The 21619-nt window shown below is 30.2% G+C and carries 15 protein-coding genes and 1 riboswitch; of the genes, 9 read left to right on the forward strand and 6 right to left on the reverse strand.

Annotated elements, in window-relative coordinates; all coding sequences use genetic code 11:
• Window positions 1-186 precede the first annotated feature (186 nt).
• Window positions 187-1461: a S8 family serine peptidase gene (locus AQ1685_RS14090; RefSeq protein WP_157730235.1), complete on the forward strand. Its 1275-nt coding sequence runs from the start codon at window positions 187-189 to the stop codon at window positions 1459-1461.
• A 69-nt stretch (window positions 1462-1530) separates the two neighbouring features.
• On the opposite strand, the gene AQ1685_RS14095 is transcribed toward AQ1685_RS14090, so the two are convergent.
• Entirely contained in the window at window positions 1531-1899 is a 369-nt protein-coding gene (locus tag AQ1685_RS14095) for a hypothetical protein (RefSeq protein WP_095073193.1), read from the reverse strand.
• 388 nt (window positions 1900-2287) lie between these two features.
• Between AQ1685_RS14095 and AQ1685_RS14100 the strand changes: the two genes are divergently transcribed.
• The 8 genes from AQ1685_RS14100 (at window position 2288) to AQ1685_RS14135 (ending at window position 9961) form a co-directional block, all read left to right on the forward strand.
• On the forward strand, window positions 2288-3760 hold the full coding sequence (locus AQ1685_RS14100) for a cobyric acid synthase (RefSeq protein WP_231970196.1): 1473 nt from the start codon (window positions 2288-2290) through the stop codon (window positions 3758-3760).
• A 10-nt stretch (window positions 3761-3770) separates the two neighbouring features.
• Complete coding sequence (locus tag AQ1685_RS14105; RefSeq protein WP_095073196.1) at window positions 3771-4793, forward strand: pyridoxal phosphate-dependent aminotransferase; 1023 nt, start codon at window positions 3771-3773, stop codon at window positions 4791-4793.
• Entirely contained in the window at window positions 4781-5710 is a 930-nt protein-coding gene (gene cbiB, locus AQ1685_RS14110; protein ID WP_095073198.1) for an adenosylcobinamide-phosphate synthase CbiB, read from the forward strand. The genes AQ1685_RS14105 and cbiB overlap by 13 nt, the downstream gene beginning before the upstream one ends.
• Before the next feature lie 3 nt (window positions 5711-5713).
• A complete protein-coding gene (locus AQ1685_RS14115) occupies window positions 5714-6238 on the forward strand; it encodes an AAA family ATPase (RefSeq protein WP_095073199.1) in 525 nt (174 codons plus the stop codon).
• A gap of 8 nt (window positions 6239-6246) precedes the next feature.
• A riboswitch (cobalamin riboswitch) is annotated at window positions 6247-6435 on the forward strand.
• Between the two features lie 206 nt (window positions 6436-6641).
• The gene (locus AQ1685_RS14120) at window positions 6642-7481 is read left to right on the forward strand and encodes a (2Fe-2S) ferredoxin domain-containing protein (protein WP_095073201.1); all 840 of its coding nucleotides are present in this window, start codon (window positions 6642-6644) and stop codon (window positions 7479-7481) included.
• The gene (locus AQ1685_RS14125) at window positions 7471-8289 is read left to right on the forward strand and encodes an SDR family oxidoreductase (RefSeq protein WP_095073203.1); all 819 of its coding nucleotides are present in this window, start codon (window positions 7471-7473) and stop codon (window positions 8287-8289) included. Before AQ1685_RS14120 ends, AQ1685_RS14125 begins: the two co-directional genes overlap by 11 nt.
• Window positions 8290-9012, forward strand: a complete 723-nt coding sequence (gene cobA, locus AQ1685_RS14130; protein ID WP_095073205.1) for a uroporphyrinogen-III C-methyltransferase — start codon at window positions 8290-8292, stop codon at window positions 9010-9012.
• 10 nt (window positions 9013-9022) lie between these two features.
• A complete protein-coding gene (locus tag AQ1685_RS14135; protein ID WP_095073206.1) occupies window positions 9023-9961 on the forward strand; it encodes a sirohydrochlorin chelatase in 939 nt (312 codons plus the stop codon).
• A 29-nt stretch (window positions 9962-9990) separates the two neighbouring features.
• Here the strand turns inward: AQ1685_RS14135 and AQ1685_RS14140 are convergent, their stop codons facing one another.
• The 5 genes from AQ1685_RS14140 to AQ1685_RS14160 form a co-directional block, all read right to left on the reverse strand.
• Entirely contained in the window at window positions 9991-10644 is a 654-nt protein-coding gene (locus AQ1685_RS14140; protein ID WP_095073208.1) for a hypothetical protein, read from the reverse strand.
• A gap of 26 nt (window positions 10645-10670) precedes the next feature.
• Complete coding sequence (locus tag AQ1685_RS14145) at window positions 10671-14204, reverse strand: hypothetical protein (RefSeq protein WP_157730236.1); 3534 nt, start codon at window positions 14202-14204, stop codon at window positions 10671-10673.
• Window positions 14205-14270: 66 nt separating this feature from the next.
• A complete protein-coding gene (gene cobN, locus AQ1685_RS14150) occupies window positions 14271-18017 on the reverse strand; it encodes a cobaltochelatase subunit CobN (protein ID WP_095073212.1) in 3747 nt (1248 codons plus the stop codon).
• Between the two features lie 59 nt (window positions 18018-18076).
• On the reverse strand, window positions 18077-19957 hold the full coding sequence (locus AQ1685_RS14155) for a cobyrinate a,c-diamide synthase (RefSeq protein ID WP_095073214.1): 1881 nt from the start codon (window positions 19955-19957) through the stop codon (window positions 18077-18079).
• A 2-nt stretch (window positions 19958-19959) separates the two neighbouring features.
• Window positions 19960-21618: an AAA family ATPase gene (locus AQ1685_RS14160; RefSeq protein WP_095073216.1), complete on the reverse strand. Its 1659-nt coding sequence runs from the start codon at window positions 21616-21618 to the stop codon at window positions 19960-19962.
• Window position 21619: the final 1 nt, after the last annotated feature.

Here is a 21619-nt window from a genome sequence, read left to right on the forward strand (position 1 = left end):
ATCAAAGTATTTGATTTCTTTGCTGCAACATTGTCGCTATAAGTTTTTTTATTTTTTGATGCTTTTTTTTCATTTCGCTTTTAAATACCACATATTGTGCTAGATCACCTTTTTTTTTTCACTTCTAATTTCTCAAATTTGAACTGTCAAAAAAATTTAATTAACCCTTCAAATAACCTTTTAGAAATGAAAAATTTTAGTAAATTTTCCCTAGGTGCATTATTAGTATCATCACTATTAATGACCTCATGTCAAAATGAAAACACAACAGCTGATAGCGATATAGACGCTAACATTGAAGCTAACGCTAGCGAAGGAAACATTATTCCTGGTCAGTACATTGTTGTTTTCAAAGAAACTTCAGTAACCCCAACTTCAAAACTTTTATCTAAAACTAAATTTACAGACAGAGGATTAAAAAGTAAAGCTGTTGATGACATCTCTGAAAAATCTATTGCTAAGATGAAAACTATTTTATCTGAAAATGGTTTAAGTCAATCTAATGTATTAGATTTTTACACTACAAAAATTTCTGCAATGTCTGTAAAGTTAAATCAGCAAGAGTATGGACAATTAGCTAAAGATCCAAATGTTGATTTTATTGAGCATGATAGAGTTGTTGAACTTCAAGATTTTAAGATCGAGAGTGTGCAGAACAACGATTTATCTCAAAGAATGGCTCAACAAACTCCATGTGGTATCTCTAAAGCTGGTGGTTTTGTAAACGGTGCTGGTAAAGATGCTTGGATTTGGGTAGTAGATAGTGGTATCGATTTAGATCACCCAGATTTAAATGTAGTTACAAACTCTACTTACGCTAGATCATTTGTAGGTGGTTCTCCAGACGATTGTAATGGTCACGGTACTCACGTAGCTGGAACAGCTGCTGCAATTAATAACAACATTGGTGTTGTTGGTGTATCTGCTGGAGCTTCTGTAGTTCCTGTAAGAGTTTTCGGTTGTGGACCATCAAGTGCTACTTCTACAATTTTAGCTGGAATTAATCATGTTGGTAGATATGATTTAGCTGGTGATATTGTAAACTTAAGTTTAGGTGGTTTCTTTGGTTCTAACTGTGCTTCAAGAACTTCTTACAGAAGTGCTGTATTAGCTTTATCAAATGGAGGTTCTTATGTTGCAATAGCTGCTGGAAACAGTGGAGCTAATGCTGCTAACTACGATCCTGCTTGTATTAATGGTAGTAGAATTTATACTGTTGCTAATATGTCTTGTGATGAAAGATTTGCTGCTACTTCTAATTACAACATGAATCCTATTGATGTAATTGCTACTGGTACAGATGTATTATCTACTTGGCCAGGTGGAAGATATGCTACATTAAGTGGTACTTCTATGGCTGCTCCTCATGTTGCTGGTATTATGCATGCAAGAGGTGGTGCTCCAAGAACTTCTGGTTCTGTTCGTAATAGAGGTGAAAATTATCCTATCGCAGTAAGATAAACTCATAGTGTAATTTCAATACAACATAATTTAAAAAATCACTTGTTTGTTAACAAGTGGTTTTTATTTTTAAAGTTCTAATTCTAAATAATGGGTAAATCTTTTTCTTGAAATATAACTCTTTACTATTCCAATATTAGGATCTTTAAAAACATCATTTTGCTTTAATACAAAATGTCCATTTTCATTGATATCTTCAATCCTAACTATAGAGTTATTAGGTATTTCATCTGAACTCATTTCGAATTTTGTTACCATTTTCACATTATATCCTTTATCCTTAAGATACCACATTATTTCTTTCTCTAAACTTAGTTCATTATAATTCTGTAATTTTCTTGCAATAACTATAATATCTTCTCCCGTTATCATACTTAAGCATGCATGACCACACTTCTTTGAGAATAGTGGCTGTTCTACTATCTCTTGACGCTTCATATTAATTTATTTTTTTGATTTTTCTATTTTTTATAAAGAATAAAACAGTGTTTTCCTCTTTAGTTTTATCTCAAATAAAGTATATATTTGAATAACTTTCTTTCCCCCGGATCTTTAGACAAAGATCAGAAAGTCTCTCGTAAATCTTAGAGAGACTTTTTTTATTTTTTCATTAAACCACATGCAAATTTTGAGTAAAATGAATAGCAATAAATAATGCTACAATTTAAAACCCTACAAAAATAGTTGTAAAAATTAACCGTAGAAAACTCAATTTCAATAATTGAAAATTTTTCTTCAATGATTGCAAAATATAATGAATTAAACTCTCAACCTAAACAAAAGAATATCATGAATAATCTTTGTTATTTTAGCAATTCAATTCCAAATGAAGATGACTCAAAAATTACGTCCAATAATGCTAGTTGGAACCGGTTCAGATGTTGGTAAAAGCATGTTAGTAACTGGTATTTGTCGTATTTTAAAACAAAAAGGGTTTACTCCTGCCCCATTTAAAGCCCAAAACATGTCTTTAAATAGTTTTGTGACTAAAGACGGATTAGAAATTGGAAGAGCACAAGCAGTTCAAGCGGAAGCTGCGGGAATTTCATGTACTACAGAAATGAATCCGGTTTTACTAAAACCTTCTGGAGCAAATAAATCTCAAGTCATTTTACACGGAAAACCAATTGGAGATCAAACTGCTCGTTCCTACTTTTTAGGAAATAACAAACAAGAGCTTTTTAAAGAAGTTAAAAATGCTTTTAATACTCTTCAAGAACAATTTAATCCTATAGTTTTAGAAGGTGCTGGTAGTATTAGCGAATTGAATTTAAAACACAGAGATATTGTAAATATGCGCATGGCTAAACATGCGAATGCTGATGTATATTTAGTTGCCGACATTGATCGTGGAGGTGTTTTTGCTAGTGTTTATGGTAGTATTGTATTACTTGACGATGATGAAAGGAAACTGATTAAAGGAATCATTATTAATAAATTTAGAGGTGATATTTCTTTATTTGAAGAAGGAAAGAAAATGATTGAAGAACTCACTAATGTTCCTGTATTAGGTGTTATTCCTTTTGCTAAAGATATATACATCGAAGAAGAAGATTCTCTAGCTTTAGATACTAAAAATAAAGCTTTCACTTCTGGAAAAATTAATATTGCTGTACTGCTATTACCGTTTATTTCTAATTTTACTGATTTTAATAGATTAGAAAAAGATGAACGAGTACATTTATTTTATACTCGCACACGAGAAGATCTTAAAAAAGCAGATATTATTATTATTCCGGGAAGTAAAAACACAATTGCTGATATGCAATTTTTACGAAATGCTGAACTTGCTCAAGAGATCTTGAATGCATATGAACAAAAGAAAAAAATTGTAGGTATCTGTGGTGGATTTCAAATGTTAGGTCGTTCTATTTCTGATCCACATCATGTTGAAAATGAAATCCAAACTATACCTGGTTTGGGAATTATTCCTGCTGATACGATAATGGCTTCAGAAAAAACAACACTACAATGTAATTTTAAGTTTAAAGAATATTCTGATACTTGTACTGGTTACGAAATTCATATGGGAATTACCTCTTTTGAACATCAACAAAAACTAAATACTGTTAATGGTAATTCAGAAGGATATTATGATGAAAATTGTTGGGGAACTTACATTCATGGAATCTTTGATAATAGTGTAGTAATTGATGATCTTTTAAGTGATTTTACCATTGAGCAAAACACAACAATTTTCGACTATAAAAAATATAAGGAAGAAAACTACGATAAACTTGCTATTCATTTAGAATCGAATTTAGACATGGATTACATCATTCGTCAAATGCATTCGTAACTTTTAAGATATGATAGAATACGGACACGGAGACGATACACATAAGTTCAACGGAATTGATTTTAAAGCAAATTTTAGTTCTAATGTATATAATTTAGGAGCCCATGCCGAGCTTAAAGAATATTTAAAAAAACAACTAGACCTAATAGAAAGCTATCCTGCTCCAAGCAGTGAAAATTTCATCCAATTACTTAGTAAACATCATTATATTTCGAATCAAAATTGCTTAGTAACTAATGGAGCAACTGAAGCTTTTTATTTAATCACGAATACTTTTTACGGAAGTAGCGCTACTATTTGCACACCTTCTTTTTCTGAATACGAACAAGCTGGAAAAGCCAATAGTTTACAGTTAGAATTTATTGATCGTAAATCTGTGCTTCAACATAAATTCACAACTAAACTGGCTTTTATTTGTAACCCTAATAATCCTGATGGTTTTGAAAATACTAGTGAAGAAATTGCTACTGTAGCAAAATCATATCCTGACACCTATTTTATTATCGACGAAGCCTATACAGAATTTACAAGCAGTTCTATTTCTTGTATTGACTTGTTATCAAAACACCCAAATATTATTCTCGTAAAATCGTTAACAAAGCTATTTTGTGTTCCAGGTTTACGTTTAGGTTATATACTTAGCTCCTCTCCTATTATTAACAAACTTTTACAACATAAAATGCCTTGGAATGTAAATAGTCTTGCTTTACAAGCTGGTGAATTCATTTTTAAAAATTATAACAAAATTCTACCTGATTTTGAATCTTATTTTTCTGATGCAATAGCTTTACAAAATGAGATAAATAAATTAGATGGCTTTGAAGTAATTCCTACAAATACAAGTTATTTTTTAGTTCGCTTATCACAACCAAAAGCCTCAGAATTAAAATCATACCTAGTCAATTCTCACCAACTATTAATACGAAATGCTTCAAATTTCAGAACTTTAGACGAACATTATATCAGAATTGCTAGTCAAACTCCAGAAAAAAACGCCTTATTAATTAAAGCTTTACGCTCATGGAACAATTAATATTTTTACTTCCTTTAGGTATTGCTTATATATTAGATTTAATTTTAGGTGATCCTAGATGGTTACCACATCCCATCCGTTTATTTGGAAATTTAATTGCATTAGGAGAACGAAAATTGAATCAAGGTAAGTCTCGATTTTCAAAAGGTATGTTGTTGACTTTAATACTTACTTCTGGTACATTTCTTTCATTCTACCTCATACAATTTCTATTAAAACCGTATCCCATTGTATATGTAATAGTTCAAAGTATATTTTTATTCTATGCCATTGCCAATAAAAGTTTGATTGAAGAAGGTAAAGCTGTATTTGATGAATTAACTAAAGGAATTATACAAGGAAGAAAAAGATTATCGTGGATTGTAGGTAGAGATACTTCTCAACTGAATGAACAACAAATTAAAACAGCTGTTTTTGAAACTTTATCAGAAAATTTAAGTGATGGTGTAATTGCTCCATTATTTTTTTATGCAATACTAGGAGTTCCTGGTGCTATGTTATATAAAATGGTAAACACGTTAGATTCTATGATTGGCTACAAAAACGAACGTTATTTTTATTTTGGAAAATTTGCTGCGAAACTAGATGATGTCTTTAATTATATTCCTTCAAGAATAACGGCTGTGATTATGCTACTTATTTCAGGAAAAATAAAACATCTTTTCAATGTTTTTAAAGAAGGAAAAAAACATACGAGTCCAAATGCAGGATATCCAGAAGCTGCTTTAGCGTATATCATAAAATGTAGATTTGGAGGTCCGAATTATTATCACGGTAAACTTATAGACAAACCATTTATAGGAATACATGATCGTAAAATTGAAGATCATGAATTTTCAACAGTAGCAAGAATAAATCATGCTACTACATTTTTCTTTATTGTAGTATGTGGATTGCTTTACTACTTTTGTTGTTGATATATGAAAAGATACATTATAACAGGAGCTCCAAGTACTGGGAAAACTACACTTATTAATTCATTACAAGAAAACGGACATACAGTTTTTGAAGAAGTATCTCGAAGAATTATAATTTCTGAACAACAAAAAAACAGTAATAAAACACCTTGGGAAGATGTTTCTGGTTTCACAAAACTTGTTCACCAGCAAACTATTAAAGAATTACATACACCTATTCATCAACATGCTTTTGTAGATAGAGGCTTGGCAGATAATATTGCGTATTTACAATTAAAAAAACAACCTGTTTCTGATGAATTTTTAGATTTCGATTATCAAAAATTTTATCATAAAACCGTCTTTTTTTGTCCACTTTGGAAAGAAATCTACACGCAAGACGAACAACGATTACAGTCTTTTGAAGAAGCTAAACAGCTACAAAACTTATTATTAAACACATATAATGATTTAGGTTTTACCATTCTTGAAATTCCAAAAACAACTGTTAGTGAACGCTTACATTTCATTAACACTTCACTAAAATAAAAAGCCCTATTTTTACAATGCATTTTGGTTTTTTATGTGAATAAAAATTAAAAGGGAATTTGGTGTAAATCCAAAACTGTTCCCGCAACTGTAAAGTTCGTTTTAAAAAACATCAATGTGCCACTGCTTAACGATTAAGTGGGAAGGCGATATTTTTAGAACTAAGTCAGGAGACCTGCCAAAATTCATTAAATAATTAATAACTCTCGGGTAAAGAGTTGGAAAATTAACAACTACATTTTAAGTAGCATTTTCTACAAATTACCTGCCTAAAACTCTTTTTTAAATAATGAAAAGATTAGTATTGCGCAGCGTGTTTTTGTCATCTAAAAATCTAATGATTGATAATTACACTAAACATAAAACATTCTCATATTATCAAAATCAAAAAATTGAATAAGGTATGGGAAAAGATGTATCAAAAGCTACAACTACTTTCTTATTCTGTGACGGTGGTTCGTGTAAAAAAGCAAAAAGCGAAATGGCTGTTCGAGAAGCAAGAGCACATTTAAGAAATGAAGGACTTTGGGACTCTACACATTCCATAAGAACGCGTTGTAATGGTCGTTGTGAAGATGCTCCTACTTGGATTGTTCAACCTGGAAATTACTGGTATAAAAACGTAACTCCAGAAAAAGCTGTTGAAATTATCGATACGCATATCAATGAAGATCAACCTATTGATTCTTATCTTTTGTATAAGGATGGAGATGAAGCAATGAATTCAGACAATGAAAGAACTGTAAAACCAATTGTTTTTAATGAGAAAGAAGATAAAGATTACGGAAATGCATTAGTTGCTCGTTCTCCTGCATCAGATCAATTTCTATATCCTTTGTTCAAAAAACTTTTTGAAACCTCATCTAACGTACAAGTAAATTTTCCGAATGGAAATCAGCAAGTAATTACACAATCGCATCAAGTTACTTATACTGATGATTTTGATATTATTGTAGAAGGACCAGAAACGAATTTAAAATTAGCTATTGGTCCGATTACTAAAGCCATGGAAAATGATGTTGCTCAAGAAATTAAAGATAGAAAAGTTGGTGTTGCAGAAGTTATTTGGAAGCAAGAAGATACTAATCACATAGCTCATATTCGTTTAAAGAATAGGAAAGGAAAATTTTTAGTATCATTGGACATTCCAAAAAATAATAGTACACTTTGGGAATATATTCTTAGTATTTACCTAAGTATGGATAGTAAAAACCCTAAAATAGTTTTACCTGTTGAACAATAAACAAATTAGCATATTAGGATGTGGATGGCTTGGTTTGCCTCTAGCAGAATTTTTAATCGATAAAGGTTATACCGTAAAAGGTTCTACAACATCGCAAACAAAGGAAAAAACACTTAAAGAGCGTAATATTATTCCTTTCGTGTTTAAATTAGGTGAATCGTATGATAAAACTTTGATGAATGATTTCTTTTCAGACAGTGAAGTAATTATCATCAATTTTCCTCCTAAGCGTATTCCTAATATTTTCAATGTATATCAAGAACAAATCAAAGAAGTATTACCATATATAAAACCAGAGCAAAAAGTAATTTTTGTTAGTTCTACTTCTGTATATCAAAATACAAACGATTGGGTTATAGAAACCATAGAAAACAAACCTGAAAAAGAATCAGGAAAAGCCGTTTTAGCTGTTGAACAACTTTTACAAGCGCATCTAAAAAATAATCTTACTATTCTTCGTTTAGCTGGACTCATTGGTTATGATAGAGTTCCAGGACGTTTTTTAGCAAAGAAAAAAGAAGTTTCAAATGGTAAAGCTCCAATTAATGTAATTCATCAAGACGATTGTATCGGATTAATTTATGCTATTATTTCTGAAAATGCTTGGGGAACTGTAATTAATGGTTGTGCTGATGAACATCCGTTACGAGAAACTTTTTATACTTTGGCTGCTGAAAAAGAAGGATTAATTCCTCCTGAATTTAAAGCATCTGATAGTATTGAATTTAAAAAAATATCAAACACAAAAAGTAAAACATTACTAAAGTATAACTATAAATATCCAGACCCTTTAATTCTTGTTTCATAAATGCAGAAGATTAATATTATAGGTGCCGGTCCAGGAGATCCAGAATTACTTACTGTTAAAGCTCATAAACTAATTACAGATGCTGATGTTATTTTACACGACAACTTAGTTTCTACAGAAATTTTAGCTTTAAATACTGCTGCTGAAAAAATATATGTAGGTCGAAAATTTGGAGATAAATCAGATCAAATTAGTAGACAAGATCGTATTAATCAATTATTACACGAACATTATTTAGAAGGTAAAAAAGTAGTACGTTTAAAATCTGGCGACCCTTATATTTATGGTAGAGCTGCTGAAGAAGCTCGGTATTTAGTACAACATGAATTACCTTTTGAAGTAGTTCCTGGAATTACTGCTTCAATTGCAGCTGCGAATAGATTAAATATTCCTATTACAGAACGAAATCATTCAAATGCAATGCTTATTTGTACTGCTCATACTGCCGATTATTCTTTTGAACAACTCAATGGAATTGCGCATATGCTTAAAGCAGGAAATACGATTTCTATTTACATGGGATTAAAAAGTTTACATCGAATCATTCCTAAACTTTTAGAAGTTTGTAAAGATGAAACGATCCCTGTAAACGCTATTTCAAACGTATCAAGAGAAAATCAACAAATTATTACAGGTACTTTAGGTAATATAGAAACTAAGATAGCCGAAAGTTCTATTCCTATGCCTGTAGTTTTTATTATTGGAGCTACTCCAATCTATTAAAACAAGACCAATGAAAGAAGGAATTTTATTATGCGGACATGGTTCTAGACGAGCGGCTGCCGTTACATCGTTTAAAAGATTAGTTACCGTTTTAAGGGAACGTTACGAAGATAAATATGAAGTTGATTATGGTTTTTTAGAATTTAACCATCCGACTTATGAAGCTGCTGTAGAGCGTATGTATTTAAACGGAGTTCGTAAAATATATGCTTTACCTGTAATTTTATTCGCGGGATCACATGCTAAAAATGATATCCCTTTTGAATTAAATACGTTACAAACTTACCATGATGACTTAACCATTTCTATGGCTAAACACATTGGTGTGAGTTCTTTTTTATTGGATTTATCAGTAAAACGTATCAAAGAAACTGAAGCAAAACTTTCTCCTGTAGACAGAAAAGATACTTGTTTAATTGTGGTCGGTAGAGGTACAACAGATCCTGATGCAAATAGTGATGTTGCCAAATTAATGAATATGCTTTGGGAAGGTTTTGGTTTTGGTTTTGCTACTGTTGGTTACAGTGGAACTGCTTATCCAAATATAAAAGAGAGTTTAGAATTAGTAAATAAATTAGGATTTAAACGTACAATCGTAATTCCGTTTTTCTTCTTTACTGGTGTATTATTAGAACGTATTTATGGAGCAGTTTCTGCTATGGATGAAAAATCTGAACATGAATACATATACACAGATCCTTTTGGGACTGATGAATTAATTCTAAAAGCTTTTGATGAACGTTTAAATGAAGCTAAAAATGGTATTGCTAATATGAATTGCCAGATGTGTAAATACCGAAAACAAGTTGTTGGTTTTGAAGAATATTTAGGTCAGGAACAAATGGGACATCATTTAAATGTTAAAGGTATTTTATTTGAAGAAGATGAAAAACCTGGAGAAAAGAAAGGTGGTTTTGGAAATACAATTAAAAAGATTTTGGGAATTTAATAAATAGAAAATTAATATGAATTCCCTATTTAATTTCCTACTCTACTCAAATATTCGCTAGAGAAATTCTTAACATAGTCATCTTCTGAATTTGTAAATTCCTTGGCTATTAGTAAAATTTTCATATGAATTTCATCTAAATCAATAGATGTATCGCTAATTGAATCCCATTCATTTATTGATTTTTGTTGAGTATTAGCAATAATTTCTCTCATTGAATTAAATCTTAATTGTTTATTTTCAGATTTAATTCCATCCAATAAAATATGTAATCTATCTTTGGAACGATGGCTAAAATTTCCTCTACCAACTGCAATTATAATTCGAGTTTTATTTTCATCTGTTGCTATATAATATTCCTTTGTTAATTTATCTAACGCTTTATCTCCAATAATACTCAGAGCCCAATTTGCCCTATCAACTACTGGATAAAAATCATCAAATAGTAAATTAAAAACATTATTAACAATGGATTCATTGGAATTTTTAAGAAAGTCTGAAAATTTATCTATCAAATGATAAATAGCAAAAAAGCGATTAAGATATTTACTATCTTCCAAAAGTTCAATTAGAACATTAAAAATTTCTTGATTCAGTAACTCTTTTTTAACGTTAGAAATTACTTTATGTTTATCTTTATCTGATCCCTCTCTTAAAACTTTTTTTAATTCTTCTATGGTCATATGTGCAAATTAAATCTTTTATACTTTTATCTATCCATAGTTGAAATAGATGGTACGTTATATTTAGGAATATTAACATATCCTTTATCTCTTAAAAACTCCATCCATGAATTAGCTTTATTAGACACGCCATAAATAAAATTATGTAGACTATCATTAAACTTCTTCTCCTCACCAAAATGGGTATTAAAATGTAGTTCCAATAGCTTTATAATAGAATAAACATGTATTTGTCGCTTATAATCTTTTCCTCCTGTAAAACCATCTACAATATCAAAATTTAGAATATCGTATATATTTTTAAAATTCAACTTTCCATTTTTCTTGTAAGGAATCTCAATTTCATCAAGATAAAATTCATAAAGTTGAAGTTCACTCATAGTTTCATAGTTACTCTTGAAATCATTAATAATTTTAATATCATAATCACCTAATAGACAAAAACCAAAGTCCCGAGATAAGTACTCGATCTTTTCATCATCTGTAATGGGTAATTTCTCGTAGAATTTTAATATAACTCCTAGATCCTTATAATTAGCATCTTTAAGTATTGTTTTAGTTAATTCTTCTCCTTCTGACTTTAATAAAACTATCTGTTTTAAAATCTCTTCAACCGATTTATCCTTTGATTCAAGTATTCCTATAAATTTATTCACATAAGGATAATTAAAACTATCTTTTTTCAATATGTTTTGATAAGCTTTAAGAGCTTTAATTATTTCATTTTTATACTCATCATTAATTTTTTTTGTTTTAATCCAATCTTTAAATTTAGTATTCCACATTAAACCAGAATACATTTTTCCTTTTTCAATAAGGGTAAAACTTTCAGATGAATTTTTAATAAAATTTATAATTTGTTTTGGTGGAATTCCATCAAACATGGACACAATACGCTCTATATCTTTAGGATTGAAAGTAATATTTTTAAAGTATTCTAGATCTTTAATCCCTAAAGAATCATCTTTTAATTTCAAATAAGAAATTTCATTTTGAGGTTTTATCTTAGAAAATGACGAAAAAATATTATTCTTATCTTTTTTATCAAAGTAATCTGACTCAAGTATTTTATTTATATCTTCTATGCTTATTGAATCTTTACTTTTTAAATTATTAATTTTATTTAAATAAAAAGTTCTACCCCAATTTTGATAATTTGTAGTGCTATTCTCATAAAATTCAATCCATTTATCAGCTGTTTTATGTTTATTTCTAAAATAACTACTAGATGATCTAGAGGATGAGACAAAATCCACTTCAAGTTTTGGATCTTTTGGTACAGGAAAAGTATGATCATGTATATGCTCTAAACAAGCTACCATTTTATCTGAAACTAAAACTTGGTAAGATATACTATGGTAATTCATATTTATATCATGCCTACTTATAACACCACTATCTATCAAAGTATTAACACCTAACGATTGTATAAGGTATGGCGTCATGTTTACATTAATATTTCGAGTAATAATTGTGATCAGTTTATTTGCTTCTTCTTTATTAGCATTAACTAAAACATCAAATATTTTTTTATAATCTTCTTCTGAATAGAGCTTAACTAAAAGAGCAGATTCAATACTTTTTTCACTAATATCATTTAAAAAATCAGACAATAAAATCATTGTTTTACTTTCTGTTTCGTTAACTGAAATATTAGTACGATGATTTAACGCTTTAAGAGCATTTTCTCTTATATCTTCATCTTCTTCAATCTCAATAAGATCCTTTATTTTTTGAATCGTTGAAGGTTTTGAATCAATAAATTTAAAAACATATTTATTAACATTTCCAATAATTCCTAACTTATCAAATAAAGCTGCTTTTTTAAGATAAAACCTTAATTCTTTTTTATTATCTACTATTTGATTCCAGTTTATAGAATACCATTTATCCAATATTCTAGAAACAGATGAATTAGCTTTATCATAAATTAAAGTATAATATTCAAGAGCAGTAATATCTTGATTTTTTAATGATTCAACTAATTTATTTTCTAATTGATATTTTTCTTTAAATGATTTTGTTTGGTCTAGTTGATTTATTTTTTTAACTAACTTTTCAGAAGGTTCGAAAACTATTTTATTTTTTTTACAATAATCAGTTAGCTCTACTAATTGTAACATAAATTTCTTAGCAAAACTTGGTAATTTTCTATTTATTCCACTAAAGATTGAAAGATTATATTGATTAATTTTATTTTTAACTTCTTCCGCATTATGTACTGTTAATTGCTTGTATGCATGTAGAGCTATCGAATCATTTTTACTATATAACTTTTTAAATAGACGAGTAAGTTGATCTGGTTCTAATATTTTATCTTTGATATTTTCAAATTGTCCTTTTATTGGATTCCACTTATAATCTTTGTAGTTATTGTACCAATAGACAAGATAATTTACTTTAGCTGTAGGATCATTATATGTACTTGTCCAATTTCCTTTTTCATCTTTAACTTCTAACTTTAAGCCAGTTTTATTCTCCATTATTTTCTTAATATTGAATTCAGACCGACCATAATGATCATTATAAATATGAACTTTTTGGTGTAATTGTGATCCAACATATCTTAAAGCTAAAGAATCATTTGAATTAAATATATCTCTTAGCGCATGGTAATTAATCCACCAGTAATCAGACGAATTCAATAAAACTGCTCCATAAAATTCTGCTATATTATCTGATTCAAAATCTTCATCATTAAAAACTGATTCATATCCAAATTTAATAAGTTCTTCTAAAGTCGCATAACTTGCCAATAATTGCTTATACTCTTTAGCTATATTTTCATAGCTCTGATTTTTTATAACTAAATCAATATTTGTTATCTTAGAAAGTGCAATAATACACTCATCAATACTGTATACATTATGGTCTCCCAATATTTCTACAATGAGCTTGGCTGATTCGATAGTTTCAAAGTGTCTTAAAGAATAACAAATTCCTGAATATATTTGTGTTTCTCTATCATTTTTTCCTTTCCCCCAATATCTACCTGCCGCACATTCTTTTAAAAATTCAAAAGCTTCATTAGTTCTTAATTTTGCAGCTTCTTCTATTTTCTCAATTATAGAATAATATCTTCCTTGGTCAACAAGTTTAAGTATATCTGACTTAATAGTCTTTAAAGAAGGTAACTCATCTTTTTCTTCATCAAAACTTCTCAAGCGATATTCTACATTTCTTTCACTAATTGGTACATTAGTAAACTTACTTAAGAAACCTGAATATTTAATTTTAGAATTATTCTTGTAAAGAAATTTTTTGAATTTTGTGGAAGTTAAAGAATCATTTACAGATAAACCTTTAAAATCTGTATAATAATATAAAATTGATAGCGCTACTTCTCTAAGATTAGTAGTATTTGTATTTTGTCCTCTTTTTCTTGTAAATGACCGTTTATTGTCTAAAAAATTAGATACATCAGATATTGCTTTTATATCCCCTTCTTCAACTAATTTTAAAAGGTTATCTAATTTTTCATTAAGTTCTTGACTCTGTTTATCTAATTGAGAAAATACAATAAAAGGCAAGTAACATAACAGTAATAGTACTTTTTTCATTCAAAACAATTTTTACTCTAATATATACTTTTTAAGTAGAAAAAAACTAATAGAAACTATAAAAATCTACTCCACAATCCCTTCTCCTTCGAGATATAAATCTTCTAATTGTTGTTTAATTTCATCTGAAGGTTCTTGCCACATACCACGCTGAATTGCTTCTAATAAACGTTCACTCATGTCTTTTAAAGCCCACGGATTGTTGTCTTTTATGAAAGCTTTATTTTTCTCGTCTAATAAATAACTTTCTGTGATACCTTCATACATAAAATCATCAATCAAGTTTGTAGTAGCATCGTAAGCAAATAAATAATCTAATGTTGCCGCCATTTCAAAAGCTCCTTTATATCCATGACGCTGTACACCTGCAATCCATTTTGGATTTATCACTCTTGATCGATATACTTTTAACAACTCTTCTTTTAAGGTTTTTACTTTTGGGGTTTCTGGTCGAGAATGATCTCCAAAATATACTTCAGCTTCACTTCCTTTTACAGAAGCAACAGCATTTGCTAATCCACCTTGGAATTGATAATAATCATCACTATCTAAAATATCGTGTTCTCTATTATCCTGATTATGCATTACAATTTGCATCGCTTGCAATCTGTTTGTAAATGATTCGTGTGCAGAAACACCTTTTTTAGAACTTCCATAAGCATAACCACTCCAATTGATATATACTTTGGCTAAATCTTCTTGTGTTTCCCAATTTTTCTCATCAATTACAGCTTGTAAACCTGCGCCATACGCACCTGGTTTAGATCCGAAAACTCTGTATAAAGCACGTTGTTTAGCTTCTTCTTGAGGTAAACCTTTAGCTTTCCAATCTTTTGTTTCTTCTAAAAATCGTTTACGAATCGGATTTTCCCCTAAAGATTCATCTAACCCAGCAACTCTAGCTATAGCAGTATTGAATAAATTAATTACATCTGGAAAAGCATCTCTAAAAAAACCAGAAATACGTAACGTAACATCTACTCTTGGTCGTTGTAATTTCAGTAATGGAATTACTTCAAAATCGCTTACTCTTCTATTGGCATTTTTCCAAATTGGTTTTACTCCCATTAAGGCAAATGCTTGAGCAATATCATCCCCTCCTGTTCGCATTGTTGAGGTTCCCCAAACAGAAATCCCAATAGTTTCTGGATAATCTCCATGTTCTTGGATGTAACGATCTATAATTAGTTTTGCACTCTTTTCTCCTAAACGAAAAGCAGTTTCGGTAGGAATTGTTCGAACATCAACTGAATAAAAATTACGACCTGTTGGTAATAAATCTACACGTCCTCTTGTTGGAGCTCCAGACGGACCAGAAGGAACGTATGCTCCGTTCAATCCTTCTAATAAATTTGTAATTTCTTCAGTTGTGTTGTGTACAGCAACTAAGGTTTTATGTTTTATCAGTGCTAAAACTTCATTTAGTTTTGGATAAGCTTCAGATAAAAAGTTTTCATCTAAAAATTGTATCAATTGTTGTTTTGCTATAGATTCTAATTGCTCAACAACTTGACCTACAGTTTTACAATCTTTTTCTCCAATCTTTATTTCTAACTTTTCAGCATAATCTAATGCTAAAATATTTTGTTCAATTCCAAGATCTTCGGCTAAAACTTGTGTAATTCCTTTTTGCTCATAAGTTGGCATTCTGTGTAAAGCAATTAATAAATCGATTAATTGTTCATCTACAGGAGCTTTTCCGAAAATATGCAAGCCATCTCGAATTTGTGCTTCTTTAAGTTCACATAGATATCCATCTAATTTTACCAAAAGTTCATCTACATCATCCGAAATAATTCCTAAATCAACGTTCAGTTTTGTTTCTTTAACCAAATTGGCAATTTCACACTCTAAAGCTTTTGATCGTTTCGGATCTAAATTTGAAGCTTCATAATATTCATCAACTAAATGCTCTAGTTTCATTAAACTTCCATAACTCTCCGCTCGAGTCATCGGTGGAATTAAATGATCTATAATTACCGCTTGATTTCTTCGTTTTGCTTGTGTTCCTTCTCCTGGATCGTTGATGATAAACGGATAAAAATGTGGTAACGCATCGAACAACATCGCGGGAAAACAAGTTTCTGGATCTAAAGACACACTTTTTCCTGGTAACCATTCTAAGTTTCCGTGTTTTCCTAAATGAATTACAGCATCTGCTTGATATGTATCTTGTAACCAGAAATAATAGGCCAAATATTGATATGTTGGCGCTAAATCTGGAGAGTGATAAATTGCTTGTGGATCTTGATTATAACCTCTGGAAGGTTGAATACTCACAAAAACATTTCCTAATAAAAATCCAGAAACGATAAAACCTTCTTCTGTGAAATAAGGATCATTATCTGGAGTTCCCCATTGTTCAATTATCTTTTCTTGTAACGTTTTTGAAATAGTATCAAATCGTTTTTTAAAATCATATAAACTATATAATATCGCATGAGGACGAGTTTGCGTTGTACTAATATCATTGGTTGTAACTTGTGTAATCCAATGCATTAATTCTGTTCCAGATTGCGGTAATTGTTCTCCTAAATTATAATTTGCTTCTTGTAATGCGTTTAATAAAACGGTACAACTTGCTGGCGTATCTAATCCTACTCCATTAGCCAGTCGACTATCTTTATTGGGATAGTTAGGTAAAATAACAGCTACGCGTTTTTCTTCATTTTTCTTTTCCTGTAATCTAATCCAGTTTTTTGCCAATCTTGCCATGAATTCACAAGCTGGTTCGTGAGCTTCATATTTTACAATTGTACTATCGGTAAGTTCGTCTTTTTGAACTTCTTTTTTAAAAGATACTGCTCTACCTATAATTCTTCCATCAATTTCTGGTAAAGCTACATTCATAGCAATATCTGTAGGCGGAAGACCAAACATACCTTCTTCCCAAACTGTTTTATTTGTTGTTGAAAAAATAGCTTGTAAAACAGGAATTCCTAATCTATCAAAAATAAAATCTGTAGTATCAGAAGATTTAATTGTAAATCCTGTTGTATTAATTATGGCTGCTATTTTTCTAGTGCCTGAATTTGTCATTAGTTTTTCAAGATTCACCAACGTATCAGGATCTCTCAAATTATTTGCAAAAGCTACAACAGGCTGTATGCCTTGATCTAATAAAGATCGACTTAAAACTTCTAAAGGTTCTAAGTTATTTGCTAAGAAATGCGTTCTATATGCTAATAAAATTGTTGTTGATTGATTATGATCTAAACTTGAATCTAATTCTTCTTGTGTAACAATTCCGTTTTCAAATGTATATAGAAACAAATCATCTATTTGTTCTGCTGAAACTACCTCAACAGTTTGATTGAAAAAATTCTTACGGATATAATTCAAAAAGTTAATCGCATTTGCTTTTCCTCCTTGTTGCAAATATTGTCTGCAATGATGAACCGTTTGTAATGGCACAGAAGACAACTTCATCAATTCGTAATCGGGTTCATGAGCGGGAATAAAAAGCAACACACAATTGGTTTCTTCTTGCAATTCAACTAACGATTCAACTAAATATTTATAATAGCTTATTCCGCCTAAAAGACTACAAACAATAACTTTTGCTTTTTCTAAAACATCTTCTACATAATTATCTATCGTCAATTCTTGTTTTAGATATACCAAATTGGTCATGCGTAAACTTGGCAGTGTATCACTTTCTTGAGTATAAAGTGTTCTATAAGATTCATTTACCGTGTGTATTTCGGTATCGCCTGCACTTAAAAAAACAATATCACCTGGTTTTTGTTCAATATAAAAAACTCCATCATCATCTGGATTCCAACCTCCAGGTATTGTTGCTATTAAATGCATAATTTTCTAATTTGATTACTTAATAGGGTAAAATTTTCTTTCTTATTTTCCCAAGGGGATTAATCCCCTTGGTTACCTTGAGTGTGAAGTGACTCAATGAATTCTCTCATTTCCTTACCCCAACGCGCTTCGTGTTTGTAATGATTATTTTTGATATAATTCGTGACTCTTTCTATTGAACCATCCGTTGCAGATATTTTCTTTCTATGAAATTTCTGTACCCAAACTTTCTGTTTTCCTTTTTCCCATTCTTTAAATCGCTGGAATTTATACGAAGTATATCCTTTTATATTTTTTATCTGAGTTGTCAACTCTTCTTTGTTTTCTACCTTCAGTAAAATATGAATATGGTCAGGTAAAACATTAAAACAAACTACATCTATATCATATCTTTTAAACGCTTTTTTGAATAAACTCATCATTTTTTCTAAATCATCTTCTTCAAAAATTAAAGCATCTAAATTTCTTATAAAACTAGAGGTATTATATTTTACCATTCTATCTGAAATTCGAGATTTTGCTGTCGCAAAGGTTACAAAGTAATATTCTTTATCAAGGGGTTTTCCAATGGGATTAATCCCATTGAGTCTAGTCAACCAATTAAAGTTTCCTGCTCCCCAGTACAAATGGATGTAACTTGCCATTACATTTTTGTATGAAAATACTTTAGTTGCTATTTCTTTTTCTCTTGCTGTATAAACTTTTGCTATAGAATCGTATTGATCATGAATCATCGAGGAATAATGAAATTCATGTCCCCAAATCGTTTCGTCTTCGAAAACAACTTTTCTATATCCTAAATGTAATTTCTTTTGCTCCATCGTTGTACTAAAATTAAAAACTCCCGCCATGTTAAAAGCAATTCCATCAGCATTAATAATTTGATTTCCTAAGTACATCATTCCTCCACATTCTGCTAGAATCTTAATTCCATCTTCAGCTGCGTTTTTAATAGCTGTTTTCATTTCAGCATTCGAACTTAACTGTTCTAAATATAATTCTGGATACCCTCCTGCTAAATAAATAATATCAGCATCAGGTAACTTTGTATCGTGGATTGGACTAAAAAACGTTACATCGCCTAACTGCTTTAAGTAGGCTAAGTTTTCAACATAAGTAAACGTGAAGGCTTCATCTTTAGCTACAGCTATTTTTAATTTAGTTTTTATTTTCTTGTGAAAGCCAATGGGATTAATCACACTGGTAATAGCTGTTTCTTTTTTTGCAAGGAGATGAATCTCCTTGGTAACATCATCTATTTCTGTGTTTTTAATCGAAGTTGCAACATTTAAAAGTTCTTTTATATTAGCATGTGTACCAATATGACTTGCTGCGTTTTCTATTAACTCTTCGAATTTATCTTCAATATGTAAACCTAAATGTCTCGAAGGAATTTTAATATCGTCGTTTGGAGGAATATATCCTAAAGAAGGTATTCCGACGGTTTCGCAAGCTTCTTTTAAAAACGCATAATGTGATTCTGTTTTCACAAAATTGAACAAAACTCCTGCTATTTTAACTTCAGGATCAAACGTTTTTAATCCATATAAAATAGGAGCAATGGTATATGCCATTGCTTTAGCATTCACTACTAAAACAACTGGAATATTAAGTTTCTTTGCCAATTCAGCTGAACTTCCTTGATCTTTAACTGCTCCATCAAATAATCCCATTACACCTTCTACAATAGAAATATCAGCTTCATTAGTATATTTAGTGAATACTTCTTGAATGTGTGTATCTGACATCAATACACTATCTAAGTTGATACTTGGTCTTTTAGCTGCTCTGGAATGATGAATTGTATCTATATAATCTGGTCCGCATTTAAAAGTTTGTACTTTATAGTTCTTATTACTAAAGTAACGAGCTAAACCAAGTGTTATCGTTGTTTTTCCAGAATTGCTCCAAGGAGCTGCTATTAAAAATGCCTTTGCCATAATTATAATGATGAAAAAGGTATGTATCGTAAATTTAAAACTTCTGCCAAACGTTTTGCTCTACCTAATTTCACAAAACCATTTTCTGTATCTACGATGGTGGTATTTGATAATTTAGACAAATACATTTTGTAATTTTTCACCGCAAAATCAAATGGATTTTCGTGTCCTGCATTAATCTTTCCATCTGTTAACACAAATAGTTGTACGGTTTTAATATTTATTGATTTCAACAACTCAAATACTTTTGAAAAAGCACTTCCTAAGTTTGTTTTCCCTCCTGCTCTTAATTGATAACTGACTTCATGTATTCGCTTACTATCTGTAGTAAAATATTGTAAAATTTTTGCTGATGAATTTTCTAAAACTACAATAGCATATTCTATCTTTTTTGCTGGATAAGAAACTATTGTTTTTTGAACAATTCCTTTAATATACCCTAATTGCTTATCAACTGCCATAGAAGCACTGGTGTCTAATAAAAAAACAATTTTAGCTGATGCTTTTTCAGTAATTTGTTGATATATCTTAGTAAACTTCTGTGTTACAATATAATTTTTAATTGTTTTTACTAAAGCTATACGATCTGCTTCTTTAGCTATATATGGACTCTTTATGAGTTCATTATTTGTTGGTAGTGCTACTACTTTTTTTTTTGAGGCTTGAGGAATAGAAAATTGCAATCCGTTTTTAATCTGTTCTGGAAGTTGAAACGAATTTGATCCTTGTTGAGGTTCTGTATTTTCTTTCTTCTCTTCTTCTTTTGAATTTTGCTCAGTTGAATTCTCTTTTTCCTTTGGCGGAGTAAAATCACTACTCCTATGTGCTAAAACAAAAGGTGCTATTTTATATAACATTGCTTCTGTAGTTTCGCTTTCTCCTAATAAAGCGGCATAAGCTCTAGTAGTTTTTAACAAAAGTATATCTGCTCTTAATCCTTCTACATTGGCTTCAACAGTTAATTTAGCAGCTTCATTTTGTACTTTTTCTGATAATACTACATCTACTAATTTATTTTTTGCTGAAAGAACTTCTGCTTTTAATGCTGATTCTTCTTCTTTTAGTCTTTTATAAAACTCAGTAGTATTCGTATCAAAATTTAAACGTTGTAATGCTATTTTTTTTCGAAGCGTAATATCTTTTGGTGTTGAAATAGCAACACTTAATCCGAATCTATCTTTTAGTTGTGGACGTAGTTCTCCTTCTTCAGGATTCATAGTACCAACTAAACAAAATCTGCTGTCTAACCATTCAGAAATTCCTTCTCTTTCTAAATGATATCCTCCAGATGCAGCAGCATCTAATAACACATCCATTAAATAGTCATTCAACAAGTTGATTTCATCTATATATAAAAATCCTTGATGTGATTTTGCTAATAAACCTTTATCTACAATAGTTTTTTTCTGATTAATAAGTGCTTCTAAATTTACACTTCCTAATACACGGTCTTCAGTTGCGCCAATAGGTAAGTTTACAAACGGAAAATCTTCCCCCATTAATTGACTTAATGCTCTAACTGTAGTTGTTTTTCCAGTTCCTTTATCTCCAGTAGCTAAAACTCCTCCAATAGTTGGATCTATTAGATTCAGCAGCAAGCATAATTTAAAATCATCTTGACCGACAATAGCAGTAAATGGAAAATTAATTTTGTTTTGCATA

The sequence above is a fragment of the Tenacibaculum jejuense genome, from assembly GCF_900198195.1.
Lineage (GTDB): Bacteria > Bacteroidota > Bacteroidia > Flavobacteriales > Flavobacteriaceae > Polaribacter > Polaribacter jejuensis.